18 protein-coding genes, 2 tRNA genes and 1 pseudogene are annotated in these 15,067 nt (G+C 54.9%); 9 read left to right on the forward strand and 12 right to left on the reverse strand.

Features of this window, described 5'->3' with window-relative positions; genetic code table 11:
- Together ACTF5F_RS02410 and ACTF5F_RS02415 are read right to left on the reverse strand one after the other, a co-directional pair.
- On the reverse strand, positions 1-869 hold an 869-nt coding region (locus tag ACTF5F_RS02410), incomplete at its 3' end, for a UDP-N-acetylglucosamine 1-carboxyvinyltransferase (protein WP_438955292.1).
- Between the two features lie 6 nt (positions 870-875).
- A complete protein-coding gene (locus ACTF5F_RS02415) occupies positions 876-1,022 on the reverse strand; it encodes a hypothetical protein (RefSeq protein WP_438955293.1) in 147 nt (48 codons plus the stop codon).
- Positions 1,023-1,105: 83 nt separating this feature from the next.
- On the opposite strand from ACTF5F_RS02415, the gene ACTF5F_RS02420 reads away from it, so the two are divergent.
- Both ACTF5F_RS02420 and ACTF5F_RS02425 read left to right on the forward strand, forming a co-directional pair.
- Positions 1,106-1,180, forward strand: a tRNA-Thr gene (locus ACTF5F_RS02420).
- Between the two features lie 276 nt (positions 1,181-1,456).
- Positions 1,457-1,867, forward strand: coding sequence for a GAF domain-containing protein (locus tag ACTF5F_RS02425; RefSeq protein ID WP_438955294.1), 411 nt, complete (start codon positions 1,457-1,459; stop codon positions 1,865-1,867).
- Between the two features lie 56 nt (positions 1,868-1,923).
- On the opposite strand, the gene ACTF5F_RS02430 is transcribed toward ACTF5F_RS02425, so the two are convergent.
- The 4 genes from ACTF5F_RS02430 to ACTF5F_RS02445 all read right to left on the reverse strand — a co-directional run bounded on the left by ACTF5F_RS02430 (position 1,924) and on the right by ACTF5F_RS02445 (position 6,424).
- Complete coding sequence (locus tag ACTF5F_RS02430) at positions 1,924-2,454, reverse strand: hypothetical protein (RefSeq protein WP_438955295.1); 531 nt, start codon at positions 2,452-2,454, stop codon at positions 1,924-1,926.
- Between the two features lie 26 nt (positions 2,455-2,480).
- Complete coding sequence (locus tag ACTF5F_RS02435) at positions 2,481-4,367, reverse strand: acyl-CoA synthetase (protein ID WP_438955296.1); 1,887 nt, start codon at positions 4,365-4,367, stop codon at positions 2,481-2,483.
- Between the two features lie 112 nt (positions 4,368-4,479).
- Entirely contained in the window at positions 4,480-6,273 is a 1,794-nt protein-coding gene (locus ACTF5F_RS02440; protein WP_438955297.1) for an ABC transporter transmembrane domain-containing protein, read from the reverse strand.
- 77 nt (positions 6,274-6,350) lie between these two features.
- Positions 6,351-6,424 (reverse strand) — tRNA-Gly (locus ACTF5F_RS02445).
- 316 nt (positions 6,425-6,740) lie between these two features.
- On the opposite strand from ACTF5F_RS02445, the gene ACTF5F_RS02450 reads away from it, so the two are divergent.
- Positions 6,741-6,914: a hypothetical protein gene (locus tag ACTF5F_RS02450; protein ID WP_438955298.1), complete on the forward strand. Its 174-nt coding sequence runs from the start codon at positions 6,741-6,743 to the stop codon at positions 6,912-6,914.
- Between the two features lie 75 nt (positions 6,915-6,989).
- On the forward strand, positions 6,990-7,262 hold the full coding sequence (locus ACTF5F_RS02455) for a hypothetical protein (protein WP_438955299.1): 273 nt from the start codon (positions 6,990-6,992) through the stop codon (positions 7,260-7,262).
- Here ACTF5F_RS02455 and ACTF5F_RS02460 read toward each other — a convergent pair.
- The 3 genes and pseudogenes from ACTF5F_RS02460 to ACTF5F_RS02470 form a co-directional block, all read right to left on the reverse strand.
- Positions 7,256-7,924: an SOS response-associated peptidase gene (locus ACTF5F_RS02460; protein ID WP_438955300.1), complete on the reverse strand. Its 669-nt coding sequence runs from the start codon at positions 7,922-7,924 to the stop codon at positions 7,256-7,258. The two genes, ACTF5F_RS02455 and ACTF5F_RS02460, sit on opposite strands and share 7 nt — an antisense overlap.
- Before the next feature lies 1 nt (position 7,925).
- Positions 7,926-8,228 carry a DUF1992 domain-containing protein gene (locus ACTF5F_RS02465; RefSeq protein ID WP_438955301.1) on the reverse strand — a complete coding sequence of 101 codons (303 nt, stop codon included), beginning with the start codon at positions 8,226-8,228 and terminating at the stop codon, positions 7,926-7,928.
- A 69-nt stretch (positions 8,229-8,297) separates the two neighbouring features.
- A pseudogene (locus tag ACTF5F_RS02470) lies at positions 8,298-9,804 on the reverse strand (bifunctional metallophosphatase/5'-nucleotidase).
- Between the two features lie 141 nt (positions 9,805-9,945).
- Here ACTF5F_RS02470 and ACTF5F_RS02475 point away from each other — a divergent pair.
- From ACTF5F_RS02475 to arsC, 3 genes are read left to right on the forward strand one after another with little or no spacing between them, the layout of a single operon-like run.
- Positions 9,946-10,278 (forward strand): DUF952 domain-containing protein, encoded by a 333-nt coding sequence (locus ACTF5F_RS02475; RefSeq protein ID WP_438955302.1) that lies wholly within the window; start codon positions 9,946-9,948, stop codon positions 10,276-10,278.
- Positions 10,275-11,321, forward strand: a complete 1,047-nt coding sequence (locus tag ACTF5F_RS02480) for a quinone-dependent dihydroorotate dehydrogenase (protein ID WP_438955303.1) — start codon at positions 10,275-10,277, stop codon at positions 11,319-11,321. Before ACTF5F_RS02475 ends, ACTF5F_RS02480 begins: the two co-directional genes overlap by 4 nt.
- Positions 11,318-11,656, forward strand: coding sequence for an arsenate reductase (glutaredoxin) (gene arsC, locus ACTF5F_RS02485; protein WP_438955304.1), 339 nt, complete (start codon positions 11,318-11,320; stop codon positions 11,654-11,656). The genes ACTF5F_RS02480 and arsC overlap by 4 nt, the downstream gene beginning before the upstream one ends.
- Here the strand turns inward: arsC and ACTF5F_RS02490 are convergent.
- The 3 genes from ACTF5F_RS02490 to ACTF5F_RS02500 are packed head-to-tail and all read right to left on the reverse strand — an operon-like array spanning position 11,653 to position 13,892.
- Positions 11,653-12,912 carry an MATE family efflux transporter gene (locus ACTF5F_RS02490; protein WP_438955453.1) on the reverse strand — a complete coding sequence of 420 codons (1,260 nt, stop codon included), beginning with the start codon at positions 12,910-12,912 and terminating at the stop codon, positions 11,653-11,655. The genes arsC and ACTF5F_RS02490 overlap by 4 nt on opposite strands.
- Positions 12,913-12,970: 58 nt before the next feature.
- A complete protein-coding gene (locus ACTF5F_RS02495; RefSeq protein WP_438955305.1) occupies positions 12,971-13,450 on the reverse strand; it encodes a PaaI family thioesterase in 480 nt (159 codons plus the stop codon).
- A gap of 1 nt (position 13,451) precedes the next feature.
- Entirely contained in the window at positions 13,452-13,892 is a 441-nt protein-coding gene (locus ACTF5F_RS02500; RefSeq protein WP_438955306.1) for a PaaI family thioesterase, read from the reverse strand.
- A gap of 158 nt (positions 13,893-14,050) precedes the next feature.
- On the opposite strand from ACTF5F_RS02500, the gene ACTF5F_RS02505 reads away from it, so the two are divergent.
- Positions 14,051-14,419, forward strand: coding sequence for a MerR family transcriptional regulator (locus tag ACTF5F_RS02505; RefSeq protein WP_438955307.1), 369 nt, complete (start codon positions 14,051-14,053; stop codon positions 14,417-14,419).
- A 242-nt stretch (positions 14,420-14,661) separates the two neighbouring features.
- A complete protein-coding gene (locus ACTF5F_RS02510) occupies positions 14,662-15,063 on the forward strand; it encodes a MerR family transcriptional regulator (RefSeq protein ID WP_438955308.1) in 402 nt (133 codons plus the stop codon).
- Positions 15,064-15,067: the final 4 nt, after the last annotated feature.

Consider the following 15,067-nt stretch of genomic DNA (forward strand, 5'->3'; position numbering starts at 1 on the left):
CCGTCGCCTTTGGTCACTTTCAAGCCAAGGTCTGTTTCCTCGATAATCGCGCCCGCTTCGACCATCTTTTCCGCAAAACACGGGATGAGGTCGAGCCGTCCGCCGATCAACTCCACCGACCCACCTGCTATCATCGGCGCGACCATAAACGTGCCAAGCTCAATCCGATCCGTCAGAACTTGCTGCGTGACACCGTTCAGGCGATCGACACCTGTAATGGTCAGGGTGGACGTGCCGGCCCCTTCGATCTGCGCCCCCATCGCGTTTAGGCAATCGGCCAGCGCAACCGTGTCCGGCTCCCGCGCCGCGTTCTTGATGACTGTCGTTCCTTTGGCCAGCGTCGCCGCCGCCATCGCATTTTCCGTCGCACCGACGGAGGCGAAGCGAAACTCAATTTCGCACCCCTTTAGGCCCTGGAGCGCGGACGCATGCACATAGCCATCGCGCAACTCAACCTTGGCACCCATCTTTTCGAGCGCATCAAGGTGCAAATCCACTGGTCGCGCACCAATCGCGCAGCCACCGGGGAGAGAAACGACCGCCTCCCCATTCCTCGCCAACAGCGGACCCAACACCTGAAAAGACGCGCGCAGCTTCCGCACCAAATCATATTCTGCCTTATGGCTCGTCAAATCTGCCGCGCTCAAAACTATCACGCGCCCGCCTTCAAGTCGCGCAATCTCGACACCTAGCGACTCCATCACGTCGGAGATCGTGCGCACATCGGCGAGCTTCGGCACGTTGGTCAGCGTCACCGGCTCTTCCGTTAAAATGGACGCGGCGATGAGCTTTAAGGAGGTGTTCTTAGCGCCCGCAATTTGAATGCGACCGTCGAGGGCATTTCCCCCTTTGACAACTATCGAGTCCATGCCTGTCTACTCTTTCTGATCTGCCGATTGAGCCGCCCGTGCGCGGGCTTGCGCCTTGCGTTTGCCCATATTGGCCTTCAACGCCGCCTTCAACCTGTCTTCACGGGTCTGGGGCTTCTTGGCCTTATCTTCTTTGTCGCGCTTTTGCTCCATACTGATGGAATATCAACCCAACGAAAAAGGGTCCAGAGAGGGCTTGCGTGAACGATCGTTTGCAGCTAATTCGCAGCCTCGATGCTGCCGTAGCTCAGAGGTAGAGCACTCCCTTGGTAAGGGAGAGGTCGAGAGTTCAATTCTCTCCGGCAGCACCATCCTCAAGATGAACGCACCGAAAATATTGCCGTCTAGAGTGGTGATTGCGCCACCGCCATCTATTTCGAACCAGATTCATATAAAAGACTCAAAATAGATGCATAAGGCTCTAATATTAATAGATATTTCCGGACCTATTTTCACGCAAAAAAGCAAACATAAATGATGCTTACTAAATACTTAGAACAATAAGTCGAATTAACTTTAGCGCCTCAAGGAAACACTATTACACCTCAAAGGAGAGTTGGTTTTGATCATTCAAATAGGTGCCCACATTGCGCAAGGTTCAGACTGTTGATGTAGAATTCTTCTACAAATTGCGCGATGAATTCGAAGCGATAGCATGCATTCTAACCCAACAGTCAGAAGCAAACGAAGTGTTAACAAGTCAGGTCCTGACCAATCATAGCCGTTTTGTTGAGACCATGATCACATGTGCTGATCCAGCATCTTGTGAAAGCCATATCCTCAGCACGGGTCGCGAATTGGCGATTACATCTTTAAGCAGCCACTCGCCAGCCTTCAGCAACCCATTCATGAAAGCCGAAAAGCTTGAGGCGTATCTTGGAACCCCTGTTTTCGATGGTGACACCTGCGTTGGTGCATTGCAGATCATGCACCAATGCAATCGTATTTGGTCGATGGCAGAACGCGAAAAACTTTCCCTGTTCGCTTTGGAAATTTAACAGCATGACCAGTCCCAAGCGATAACCCTTACATACCCCACAGAACTTTGGCGCAGTCAAACAGTACAGAGCCGCGTCTCAGGGTCGAGAGCGACATAACGTTCTGCTGTAATCCGGTGCAGGTCATCATTGGGCACAAACTGCCAGACTTCCAAGAACCGCTGCAGGACCCCATTTCTAAGGTATCGCGCCAATTGAGCGTTCCCGACGGGGCCAAAATTAATCGATGCGGAATGAAATCCAATCCTCGCCTTGGGCGCGAGGCAGGCATTAGGCAAGGTCGTCAGGATCACGCAGGCTGAATTACAGAACCCTTCAATCCGAACGAGTCCGCCCCAATTGAGCAATTGGCGCCGTTGCGCCTCCACAACAATGATCCGGCCGCCTTTGTGGTTACGAATGACATGTGTGCTTGTGGCATCCAACTGCGGCGCGCGTGCTGATCCAAAGCGTTCATTTGTCGCTCGGGCATCCTGCCAAACAATTGAGTTCTCGATTTGGTCGGAAAGGACGCACCCGCTCAATGCGACCGCGCAAAGCGCAAAAAGAAACGTGCGCGCCCTGAGAAAGCGGAGCGGTGGTGCCATTGCACTAACCGCTCCAACTTCTTTTCTTAGTCTGCCCAGTCCCATTTCGGGATAAAGCGACCCATGACGTCGGCGACCGCCGCTTTGTCACAGTTCGAGCCTTTCTGAACCTTTGAGACGAGGCCACGCTTCTTATCTTCAACTACCGCAACAACTTCTGCGTCATGATCGGCAAGGGCCGCGTTGAAGATGCGTGTCATCGCGCTCTTACGCAGGTCCGGCTTAAAGATTTTGCCAACCGCTGTCTTTGGCAGTTCTTCAACGATCTCAAGATACTTTGGATGCGCCGCACGCTCATGAATGTGCTCTTCCGCGAAGGCCTGCAATTCCGCCTCTGTCACAGTCGCACCAGCGACAAGCTCAACGTAGACGCAAGGCAGCTCACCCGCATGGGCATCCGGCTGACCGATGGCACCCGCAATCGCGACTTGGTCATGGCTTGCCAAAGCTTCTTCGATCTCGGCGGGATCGATGTTGTGACCGCCACGAATGATCAAGTCTTTCGCACGACCTGTAATCCACAGGTAGCCATCCTCATCCATACGGCCAAGATCGCCCGTGCGCAGGTACTGTGTCTCAGATTTTGGACCAGGGTAGTAGAGGCCTACGTTTTTGGACGCCTCAGTATAAGTATGCCCCATTGAAACACCAGGGTTGGAGATACAGATCTCACCAATGCCACCGGCTTCTGTCTCCTCACCTGTCGCAACAGACATGATTTTGATGTCGGTGTACGGGAATGGCAGACCGATGGAGCCGACCTTCTTCTCCCCCTCTGGTGGGTTGATGGAAACAAGCGTCGTCGCCTCCGTCAGACCGTAGCCTTCGCAGATGTTGACGCCAGCGGCCTGCTCAAACTTCTTGTAAAGCTCAACCGGCAGCGGCGCGGAGCCACAGAAGGCTTGCTTTAGCGATGAAATATCGGCGTTCACTGGGCGCTGCATCAGTGCAGCAATCGCTGTCGGGACAGTGATCATGAACGTCACTTTGTAACGCTCGATAAGCTTCCAGAAGTTATCGAACACACCGTCGCCGCGATAGCCTTGAGGCGTTGGGAAAACGATATGCGCGCCGGACTTGAGCGACGCCCCAAGCGATACGATGGCTGCAAAAACGTGGAACATCGGCAGCGGACAAATCTGAACGTCATTCTCTGTGAACAAAAGGCGATGACCCAACCAAGCATTGTAGATAATACCGGAGTACCGCATCTGCGCGACCTTCGGCATACCCGTCGTCCCACCAGTGTGAAAATAGGCAGACACACGGTCAGACGAGCTGTCAGCAAATGACAAGGTCGTCGGCTGCTTGTTCACCTCTGTTATGAAGTCGAGCACTTTGGCTTTGTGCTTCACAGGGTTCTTCGGACGAATAAGCGGTACGATGAATTTCTTCAGACCCGTCAGATAGCGCAGCAGGTCCACTTCAAGAACTGTCTCAACATTCGGGGCCAGCGCCAAGGCCTCCGCCGCTTTTTGCGGCACGTCTGTCTTTGGGAAAGCCTTCAGCGTGACCAACACCTTGGCGTTGGTCTCACGCAGGATCGCAGCGATCTGTTCTGCTTCGAGCAGAGGGTTGATCGGGTTCACGATGCCTGCAACTTGTCCACCCAGATACGTCAGGATCGTTTCGTTTGCGTTTGGCATTAGGTAAGCGACAACATCCTTCTCACCAACTCCCAGTGAACGGAAAAGGTTTGCGGTTTGCGCCGTCTTCGCTTTCACCTCATTCCAAGTGAACGTCTCTTCGGGGTCTTTTTCACCGGACTGAAGTTGAAATGTGATCGCTTTGCGGTCACCAAACTTGGCAGCCGTTTCGCTGATCATTTCGAACATCGTGGTTGGCAGCTCGCGCTGCTCCCATGGCATCTCTTGTTCGATTGCGTTCCGATCGTCAGCATTCCTAAAGGCCACGCTGCGCTCCTCCCCTGTTGTCTATACGCTCGCTCCACTGCGTGCGCACTCCCTGACGCGCAGGATGTATAACTTTAGCTAGTCGCGCAAGACTGACGCAGCGAAACAAGCACTAAGCGGCCGCGGAACCGTCCGTAAATTGCAGTTTGGCCAGCCGTGCATAAAGCCCACCTTCGGCCACAAGGCTGTCGTGCGTGCCCTGAGCGACGACGCGACCACCATCGAACACAATGATCCGATCCGCCTTTTTCACCGTCGCCAAACGGTGCGCCACGATCAAGGTGGTCCGATCTTGCGAGAGTTGCTCAACCGCTTGCTGCACCGCCACTTCGCTTTCCGCATCCAGTGCGGAGGTCGCCTCATCCAATAGAAGGATTGGCGCATCCCGCAGAATGGCCCGCGCGATGGCAATCCGCTGCTTCTGACCACCAGACAGCATCACACCGCGCTCACCCACCTGACTGTCGTACCCGTCCGGCAAACCCATCAAAAAGTCATGCGCAGCGGCGGCTTTCGCGGCGGCCTCAACTTCTGCATTCGTCGCTTTAGGCCGTCCAAAGCGAATATTCTCACGCGCGGTATCGGCAAATATCACAGGATCTTGCGGCACCAAGGCGATGTGCTGTCGGAAATCCATCCGCGCCATGTCTTTAACGTCGATGCCATCAATCGTGACCCTGCCCTTTTGAGGGTCATAAAAACGTTGCACCAACTGAATAATCGTTGTTTTGCCGGCGCCTGATGGCCCGACGAGCGCGACGGTCTCACCCGGGCTGATCTGCAAGCTCACACCATCAAGGGCAGAAATACTTGGCCGCGACGGATAACTGAAAGACACATCTTCAAAAGCAATTTCACCTCGCATGCGCTCTGGCACAGCGACCGCATTGGCCAGATCGGAAACCGTATCTTCGGCACTCAACAGTTCCACCAGCCGTTCCGTTGCACCTGCGGCCCGTTGTAACTCGCCCCAAATTTCAGTCAAAGCCGCCAGCGCTCCGGCCACCATGATCGTGTAGATCATGAACTGAACCAGCTCGCCCACAGTGATCACGCCGGTCCGCACATCATTGGCGCCCATCCAAAGAAAGCCAACGATCCCAGAAAACGCCATGAAGATCACAATTGCTGTCAGAAAGGCGCGCGTTGCGATCCGGCGGCGGGCGGCGACAAAACTGCGCTCCGTCACATCGCCGAACTTTTCGCGGCTCAACCCTTCATGCGTGAACGCCTGAACCGTCTGCGCAGACAACAACTGCTCTGAAGCGTCACCAGACGATGCCGCGATCCAGTCTTGGTTTTCTTTCGACAACCGGCGGACGCGCCGACCCAAAAGAATGATTGGCAAAACGATGAAAGGAATGGGCCAGAGCACGAGTGCCGACATCTTCACAGACGTCCACAGCATCAACCCGATGCCGCCAACAAGGATCAAGACATTGCGCAGCGCGACAGAGACGGAGCTGCCGATCACTGACAAGATCAGCGTCGTATCGGTCGTGATCCGGCTGAGAACCTCCCCCGTCATGATTTTTTCGAAGAATGCGGGGCTCATGGCAATCATGCGATTGAAGACACCCTTTCGAATGTCCGCCACCACCCGTTCGCCCAAACGAGTGACAAGGTAATACCGCATCGCCGTACCGACGGCCAAAAAGGCTGCAATCCCGATGGCTGCGAGGAAATAATCCTGCAACAACTGCGCGTTTTCTTCGTTGAAAGTGTCGATCACGCGCCGAACGGCCAGTGGCAGGGCCAGCGACAGCCCAGCCGTAATTATAAGCGCCATCAAAGCCAGCATCATCATCACACGATAAGGTGCCATGAACGGCCACAAATGCTTCAACGTCCCAACTTGCTTGGACGCCGCGCGATCGTCTTCTGATTGGATAAGTGTGTCAGCCATTCGTACGTCGTGTCTCCGGTCTGTCGAGATAAAACTGCGTCGCCGAAAGAGCAAGTCAGCACGTGTTGCGAACATCCTGGAGCGGGTAGCGGGAATCGAACCCGCACCTTAAGCTTGGAAGGCTCTTATGATACCATTTCACCATACCCGCTCAGGAACTTTGGCTATATTTTAGCCCCTGTGGACCGTCAAGCGACAAAACCAGACGGATGTTCTTCGGTTAAATCCGACACATAAGTCCAGCCACAACAAGCATCCCGGTCAAACCGAGGAGCCCGATTTGGCTGCAATTTCACCTCCGTTTGTTGTTTCTCTATCTAGGACGGATAAGCCTCCTGTCGCGAACTGTCCCCAATAACAGATCAAACGGCCACCCTCCCAAGCCAGACCAGCCATATCCGCGCCCGATTTGGCCAGTAAACACATGAGCGTAAGTACTCAGAGCGTTGTTACTTATGGTTAGAAATATGAAGAAAATTGCGATCACAACCCTCTTGGCAACCGCAGCGTTGATCCCCGCGGTCGATGCCGTTGCACAGGCAAATTCCGGCACAGCCCACGAGATGCGGATGCAGCGAACAGGATATTTCCCGAAGGTCATTCACATCCAGCCTGGCGACACGATCCAATTCATAAATTAATACGCAAGCCGCGTGCGCCTGGGAACACCCGATCGAAACGACAATATCTCTGGATATGATTCAGATGACCCGTGCTTGGTCCGCCCTAATTATGATCCTGATGAAATGTTCGACAATGAGAACATGCAAGCGCTCAACTTCAATGATGATCGCGATTTCGGATTCTATTTTGCTGGTCCAACCGACGGTTTCCAGACGCCGTGGATTTCGTCCGGCAACACATACGTCATGACGTGGCCATCATGTTATGAACCAATACTCTATGCCCCGCGTCGCGAAGGATACTCATGGAGCCGCAATAATTATCGTGGCGAAGTCTCCTTCGACGAACCTGATCTCGGTCAGTGATCGTCAAAGGGCTCGATCAATTTGGGCCCTTTTGCTTTGTTGGAATTCACTGCCGTCGAAACACGGGTGAAGGTCAGCGCCTCTTCGGGGGCGCTTTTCATAAGGGCCACAGCCCCTTTGCCTGCCTCACCCAACCAAAGCGGCCAATCTGCTTCTTCCAAGATCACTGGCAGGCGATGATGAATGGGTTCCATCGCTTTGTTGGCCGCTGTCGTCACAATTGCGCAAGTCGGCCGCGCCTCATCCCCTGCTCCCCAATTCTGCCAGACACCGGCAAAAGCCATTGGCGCACCGTCTGACCGCACGACCCACCATGGCAAAGGCTTCTGCCCCTCAACCCGTTTCCATTCATAAAACCCGCTCGCCACGATCAAACACCGTCGATTGCGACAGGCATCACGGAAGGCTGGTTTCTCCGCAATCGTCTCCGACCGCGTATTGATCAATAACGGCCCACCATTGGGCGCCTTGTACCAATGCGGCAGAAACCCCCAGCGCATCGACTGCAACCGACGTGTGCCGTCAGCAGAGGTGACAACATGCACCTGCGTCGTCGGGCAAATGTTGTAATTGGGAACATCCGGCAAATCGTTGGACGGTGTCGCGTCAAACAACTGCACCATCGCTTCATGCGGGAGGGTCAATGCCATCCGTCCACACATCTCAGCGGGTCCAAGCCTCTTTCGCCAAGGCGATCCGTGGCTCCAAATCGGCAATCTTTTTCAAAACGACGCGCCGCTCCGACATCGGCAGGTCTGGCAAGCCTCCTCTTAGCGCAACCAGCTCTTTTTGCAGCAGAACAAACTCCGGCACCACACCGTTGCGCTGCATGGTCCGCGCAAGATAATCGAGCCCCGCCTGATCTTCCGGCAAAGGCTTGCCCCCACCCGGCAGGTCGTTAAAGGCCCCTTCGGCCTCAGCCTCCCGCACCTTGGCGTCGATCAAATCTATCAGCGGATGGTCCATCAGCCCTCTGCCAAAAGGAAAACACCGCCGCAATATAGCGGGGGTGCCAAACTCAAACCAGTGGTCGGTTTACTTCAAAGTGATACGGCCATCGGTATAAGACTGGTAAGGGGCATTGTCTGCCAGGTACTCCGCTGTCACATCCCCAAGGTCTGGGCCGAAGTCATAGGCATTCGCAGCACTTTCAAAAGTGCTGTAGCCGTCGCCGCCGTTCCGAACGTATTTGTTGGACACAACGCTGTAGGTCGCTGCCAAATCAATCGGCGCACCGCCGACCAACACGTCGAAGATACGGCTGCCCGCCTCTGCTGACGGATTAACCGTGTAGGACATGCCCGCAACTTGCGGGAAACAACCTGCGCCTTCTTCCATTTCGCTCACACCGTTCTCAAGCGCCGCACCAATAGTCTCACTCGTCACTTCGAATGTGGAAAGCGTGTTTTGGAAAGACAGAACAGTCAGCACTTCGCCAATTGTGACTTCCCCTGCGTCAATGGATGTACGCAAACCACCACCGTTCTGAATGGCGATTTGGATGCCCTAATCCGCAACGCGGTCCAGCATCGCATCCGCGACCAAGTTCCCCATTGGGCACTCAACAGCACGGCAGACAGACCGATCGCCTTCAATGGCTTCCGCTGCATCAGCGACAACGCGGGTCTTCATCTCTTCGATTAGACCGGCAAGCTCTGCCACGCGCGCGACGATCGCTTCGTCTTCCGCAACGGTGGCATTGAGCAGGATCGTGTCACCTGTGACCGACGTCACATTGCCGGCATCGTCGAACCCAAGCTTGAGATGACCCACATATTTAGAATAGGCATAGGCCTGCAAAACGGGCACATCACCGACCATTTGCGGATAGGCCAGCGCACCCTCTTTGGTTTTCAACATCAGCGTGTGGGGGTGACCGCCCACGACCGCATCAAACACTGCAACCATCGCTGCGATGTCCATGTCGTTCTTCAAGCCGACGTGTGTCAGCGCGTTGATGTTATCGACACCCTCGGCTTCCAACGCGGCAACATCGCCCTGCAGGCTTTCGATTTTATCTGGGAAGATAACAGCATCCTAAGGTGAAGACGTTTCCACGGTATAAGAAGCCCATGCAGAGATGATACCGACCTTCTTTTCGCCAACTTCGAGCACAACATGGTTGTCGACTTTCCCAGCAAGGATGTTGGACTGGCTGACATCAATGTTGCCGGAAATCACGGGGAATGAAACAGTGTCGGCCTGCTTGGCCAAGCCTTCATCATCGTCATCAAACTCGTAGTTGCCCACGGCAATCGCGTCAAAGCCAACGATCTCTGCCATCTCGGCTTCGACGTCACCTTTATAGGTCGTGTACATCAGGGAGCCCTAATACTGGTCGATCATAGTCTTCACTCGAGCATAGCCGCCAAAGCACTTCCCTTCGGCGTTTTCCTCCGCCCCGCAGGTCAAATCGAACCGGTTGATCGGTTTAATACGGCTGTCCGAAGTTGATGTTAATGATTTTCAATGAAAAATCAGCAACTGCCATACCTGCGGTCAGCGACAATTCGCTCGCTGTGGTCAAAATGCGCTTAATCATGAGAACCCCCCTTGGACGTCTGTATGTGTTGGCGGGATCACCATTTCGGGTCTCTCTGCAAATGCCCTAGGCTTGTGACGCATCATTTTTGTGACAGCGCTTCAGCTTGACGCTCACCAGAGTTCGGGCCATGACGCCTGCATGCTAATTTTTAAGATCTTCCGCAACGACGAATGGGCCGATCTGCAAAGGTTGTCCGAAACCGAAGGCGCACCCATCGATGTGGCAGACGGATATATTCATTTTTCAACTGCTGAGACGGTGAAAAAAACTGCGGATAAATACTTTTCTGGCGTTGAAGAGCTGGTGCTTTGCGCGGTCGAAGCGGACACTTTGGAGCCGTTGAAATGGGAACCGGCCCGTGAAGGGGTTCTGTTTCCACATCTTTATCGCAAAATCAGATTGAGCGACATTGTCTGGACCAAGCCACTTCCTGTGGTGGATGGCCGGCACCAATTCCCGGACCTCGCATGACGCTTCTGGAACGGATGAGCCTGCCGCTTTTGCGGTCCCTCGATCCTGAACGGGCGCATGCTTTGGGCCTTTTGGCACTGCGGACAGGGCTTGGCCCCAGTTTGGGCCCCTTCACGACGCCGCGCTTGCGCACCAACCTTGCAGGGCTCGCACTGGAAAATCCCGTGGGTCTGGCCGCAGGCTTTGACAAGAACGCCACCGCGCTCAAGCCGCTCTCCCGCTCTGCTTTCGGGTTTCTCGAAGTTGGCGCTGCCACACCGCGCTCGCAACCCGGCAACCCAAAGCCACGGCTGTTCCGACTGTCAGAGGACGCAGCCGCCATCAACCGTTTTGGCTTTAACAACGACGGGATGCACGCGATCAATGAACGCCTCAAGCATCGGCGTGGCATCGTCGGGCTGAACCTCGGCGCCAACAAAGACAGCGACGACCGCGCTGGCGATTTTGCAAAGGTGTTGAAACACTGCGGCGACAACATTGAATTCGCGACGGTCAACGTCTCGTCCCCCAATACGGAAAAGTTGCGCGATTTGCAGGGCCGGGCCGCATTAGAATCTCTACTGCAAGGTGTGATGGAAGCGAATGAGACGCTTGATGCCCCCGTGCCGATCTTCCTAAAAATCGCCCCTGATCTGAACACGGACGAGATTGCAGAAATCGCAGATGTCGCCAACACATCGGGTATCTCCGGCCTAATCGCCACAAACACCACGCTGTCCCGCGATGGTTTGAAAAGTGCACACGCAGGTGAGAAAGGCGGGCTATCCGGCCAACCTTTGTTCGAAAAATCCACGAGGGTGCTTGCAGAACTGCGCCAGCACACTCGCCTGCCGATCATCGGCGTCGGCGGTGTCGGCTCAACTGAGCAAGCATATCTCAAGATCCGCGCGGGCGCGTCGGCGGTGCAGCTTTACACCGCGATGGTGTACCACGGCATCTCCCTCGCCAATGACATCGCGGGCGGTCTGGACGAGTTGTTGCTGAACGACGGCTTTGCCTCTGTAGAGGAAGCCGTGGGTGTGGATGAAGGGCTCTGGCGATGATCGAAATTTGGCACAACCCGCGCTGTTCGAAATCACGGCAAACTCTCACTTTGATCGAAGCCGCGGGCGTTGACTTCAAAACGCGCCTTTACCTGCAAGATGCGCCCAGCGCTGATGAGATCAAAGCCGCTCTGTCAAAGCTTGGCGTCACAGCCAAAGACATCACGCGCAAAGGCGAAAAGGTCTTCAAAGAGCTAAACCTCAAACATGCGGATGATGAGGCCCTGCTCGCGGCGATGGCCGAACACCCGATTCTGATCGAACGCCCAATCGTGATCAAAGGCAACACGGCGGTCATGAGCCGCCCACCTGAGAACGTGAACGCCCTTCTCTAACCCAGCACCGCACGTTCCAAGGCAGGATATCGGCTGCCCAGCGTCGCCCCGCGCACCGCAAACCCCAAAAGCATCCCGATCCACAGCCCGTGGTTTTCAAAGACCACCATCAACGGCACCACCGCGGCGAAATATACCACCGCCGACACGATCATCATATTACGCATGTCTTTGGTGCGCGTGGTCCCGATGAAAATCCCATCCAGCATCCATACCGCAAAGCCAAAGATAGGCGAAAGCACCATATAGATCATATAGATGCGCGCCGCCTCCCGCACATCGGGGGCGGTTGTCATGCGGTCAATCGCCCAGTGCCCGAAGATAAAAAACCCGATCGACATCACGACACAAATCGCCGCCGCCCATGTGCTGGTTAAAACGACTGCGCGCCGCAACCGTGCCCGCGACTTCGCCCCAAACGCCTGCCCGATCAAGCTTTCCGCCGCAAAGACTATCCCATCCATCGCGTAGGAGGTGACGAACAGAAATTGCAGCAAAACCTGATTGGCCGCCAAGGTCGCATCGCCAAATCGCGCCCCAAAAAACATGAAGCTGACAAAGATTGCTTGCAACAGAACCGACCGGATCAGGATATCACCATTGACCGCCGCCATATTGAGCAATCGCGCACGGTCCAACACGCGCATCCAATTGCGCCAAGCCACACTTCGAAAGTTATCGCGGCAGAGCCACATGCCGATAGCAAGCCCGCTCCATTCTGCAATAAACGTGGCCCAAGCCACGCCGGTTACGCCCCATTCGAACTCAAGCACGAACAGCAGATCGAGCAGGATATTGATCCCGTTCATAGTCAGCTGAACGACCATCACGCCCGCTGTTCGTTCCTGCGCGATGAGCCAGCCCATCACACCGTAGAGCGCAATCATCGCTGGTGCGGACCAAATGCGGATGGCCATATAGCCGCGAGCTAACGCCTCAACCTCCGCGCTGGCAGGCGACACTTGGAAGGCCAGCCAAAACAGGACCGATTGCAGCAGGATCAGCATCAGCCCTGCCCCGAACCCAATCGCCAGAACGCGGGTCAGCAAGGCGGCGACTTCATCGAGATCCTCTGACCCCAAGGCTTGCGAAGTGAGGCCAACGGTGCCCATTCGCAGAAAACCAAAAATCCAATAGATCGCTGTCAAACTAATCGCGCCGATCCCGACAGCACCAATCGGCGGCGCCTCCCCCAATTGTCCGACGACACCAGTGTCGACGACACCCAAAATGGGCACCGTGACATTGGAAATCATAATCGGGATCGCGATGGCCAGAACGCGACGATGCGTGAGGGGACCCTGTGCTATCACGCTAGCTCAACAGAAAGTGGCCAGTTGCTTGCGCAAAGGGCCGATCACGATTGTCCTGCCACGCCTCGACATTCACCGACGCATAGCGCCGCCCATAGCGGTTCACTTTCGCCCGCGCATAGGCGTCACGCGGCAAGCCGGACCGCAGATAGTCGACCGTGAAATCAATCGTCTTGGGCATTTTGAAGGTGGTGCCATCCACCTCTCTCCCTGCTTCCATATCCTGCCAGAGCAGAACCCAACTCAATTCGATGATCGCAGTAACTTCCAGAAACGCGGCAGTGGCCCCACCGTGAAGCGCTGGCAGCATCGGGTTGCCAATCAGCATGTCGGCATAGGGCAAAACCCCTGTCAGCTCATCACCACGCCGATCAATCTGGATGCCCATGAAATTGATGTAGGGCACGCCAGCCACCAACGACTGTAAGACGCTATCGCGCCGTTGTTTGAGGACTTGTACGGGTTCGGGACGATTCGCCATCTTATGCCACCACCACAGTAAAGGCGCCAGTGGCAGAGGCCACGGGCCAGTCTTTGTCGTCATCGACCGCTACCGCGCGAACAAAGGCCACGGATTTCGTCACATGATAACAGGTGGCTGTCGTCGTGATCGCCTGCCCCGGCGTGGCAGAACGCATATAATCAATCCGCAGATCAATCGTCGCTGTGCTGCCCAGCGCCTCAGGATGCGCCATCACCGCGGCCCCGCAACAGGTATCCATCAACGCAGACACAGCACCACCATGCACAACTTTCGTTTCTGGATCGCCTATCAGCCGCTGGTTATAGGGCATCCGCACCACGGCTTCCCCATCTCGGATGTCCACAATTTCCATGCCCAGCGCTCTGGCGTGCGGCAAGGCCGAAATGAATTGATGCGCGATCCGCATCTTTCTGCCATCTTGATCGTTCGTTTTTATCATGACTGCTCTTTGCCTGTTGAAGCGAAGTTTGGCAGATTGTGCTGGATCCGCAAGCTGGCGACGAAATGACGCAGTTCTTTGGAGAGTACCAGATTCACCGCGCAACAAAGTTGCCGAGCAAATCAACATGGTGATACCTTTAGGTAAGGGGGCAAGCGATGACAGACCAGCGACTATCGGTCAAAGAAATGTGCTCGAAATTTGACGTCACACCCAGAACGTTGCGCTATTACGAATACATCGAACTGCTGGCACCTGAAAAAGAAGGCCGGTCCCGCTTTTATGGCCCCCGCGAGGTTGCGCGTATGACCCTTATCATGCGTGGTCGGCGCTGGGGCTTTGCGTTGGAAGACATTCGCCAGTGGTTGTTGATCTACGAAAATGACGGCAACGAAGCGCAGATGAAGTCGTGGGTCGAATTGGCTGGCAAGCAGCTCGATGAATTGCGCGAACAGCGGTCGCAGCTCGATCTGGCGATCAAAGAGCTTGAAAAACACCGCGACGATGTCGCGTCGTCCTTGAGCTAGCAGTCGAATCTTCCGGACCAGACAGTGCGGACGGGGAACTGAACGCTGTTCGTCACCGTTAGAAAATTGCGCCAAAACCAATGAAATTTTTTGCTTACGTTTCGTAAGCAAAAAAGTGACGCCACGTTCCGTTTACGTTAACGTCAACACTTCTTGTAAAGTAAATCTGTAAATCACAGGTGCGGCGCATCCAAGGCATGGGGTCTTGAGTGTGGGACCGAACAGATAGTCTGGCTTTTGTTATGACGACAGAACGATTGAGAATCCGCGAGATGTGCGACGCCTATGACGTCACACCACGCACCCTACGTTTTTACGAAGCAAAAGAACTCATCTTCCCAGATCGGGAAGGTCAACGCCGCCTGTACACAAAGCGCGATCAAGCACGGTTGAAGCTGATCTTGCGCGGCAAGCGTTTCGGGTTCGCGTTGGAAGAAATTCGCCAGCTGCTCGACCTCTATCACATGGATGATGAGCAAGAGACACAGCTGAGCAAGACCTACGTACTCGCTGAAAAGTACCTCGCCCAGATGGAAGCTCAAAAGGCTGAACTAGAAGAGGCGATCGGTGAGTTGAAGGTTCAAATGGAATGGGGTGCGGCAAAACTTGCCAAGCTCTCGAAAGAAAAAACAGAAGCCACTTAAACGG

Source organism: Cognatiyoonia sp., assembly GCF_965661665.1.
Lineage (GTDB): Bacteria > Pseudomonadota > Alphaproteobacteria > Rhodobacterales > Rhodobacteraceae > Cognatiyoonia.

Coding starts and splice junctions, on each gene's coding strand:
- ACTF5F_RS02415 (WP_438955293.1), bottom strand. CDS start 1,022: ATGGAGCAAAAGCGCGACAAAGAAGATAAGGCCAAGAAGCCCCAGACC.
- ACTF5F_RS02430 (WP_438955295.1), bottom strand. CDS start 2,454: ATGGCACCACCGCTCCGCTTTCTCAGGGCGCGCACGTTTCTTTTTGCG.
- ACTF5F_RS02440 (WP_438955297.1), bottom strand. CDS start 6,273: ATGGCTGACACACTTATCCAATCAGAAGACGATCGCGCGGCGTCCAAG.
- ACTF5F_RS02450 (WP_438955298.1), top strand. CDS start 6,741: ATGAAGAAAATTGCGATCACAACCCTCTTGGCAACCGCAGCGTTGATC.
- ACTF5F_RS02460 (WP_438955300.1), bottom strand. CDS start 7,924: ATGTGTGGACGGATGGCATTGACCCTCCCGCATGAAGCGATGGTGCAG.
- ACTF5F_RS02465 (WP_438955301.1), bottom strand. CDS start 8,228: ATGGACCATCCGCTGATAGATTTGATCGACGCCAAGGTGCGGGAGGCT.
- ACTF5F_RS02475 (WP_438955302.1), top strand. CDS start 9,946: ATGCTAATTTTTAAGATCTTCCGCAACGACGAATGGGCCGATCTGCAA.
- ACTF5F_RS02480 (WP_438955303.1), top strand. CDS start 10,275: ATGACGCTTCTGGAACGGATGAGCCTGCCGCTTTTGCGGTCCCTCGAT.
- arsC (WP_438955304.1), top strand. CDS start 11,318: ATGATCGAAATTTGGCACAACCCGCGCTGTTCGAAATCACGGCAAACT.
- ACTF5F_RS02490 (WP_438955453.1), bottom strand. CDS start 12,912: ATGATTTCCAATGTCACGGTGCCCATTTTGGGTGTCGTCGACACTGGT.
- ACTF5F_RS02495 (WP_438955305.1), bottom strand. CDS start 13,450: ATGGCGAATCGTCCCGAACCCGTACAAGTCCTCAAACAACGGCGCGAT.
- ACTF5F_RS02500 (WP_438955306.1), bottom strand. CDS start 13,892: ATGATAAAAACGAACGATCAAGATGGCAGAAAGATGCGGATCGCGCAT.
- ACTF5F_RS02505 (WP_438955307.1), top strand. CDS start 14,051: ATGACAGACCAGCGACTATCGGTCAAAGAAATGTGCTCGAAATTTGAC.
- ACTF5F_RS02510 (WP_438955308.1), top strand. CDS start 14,662: ATGACGACAGAACGATTGAGAATCCGCGAGATGTGCGACGCCTATGAC.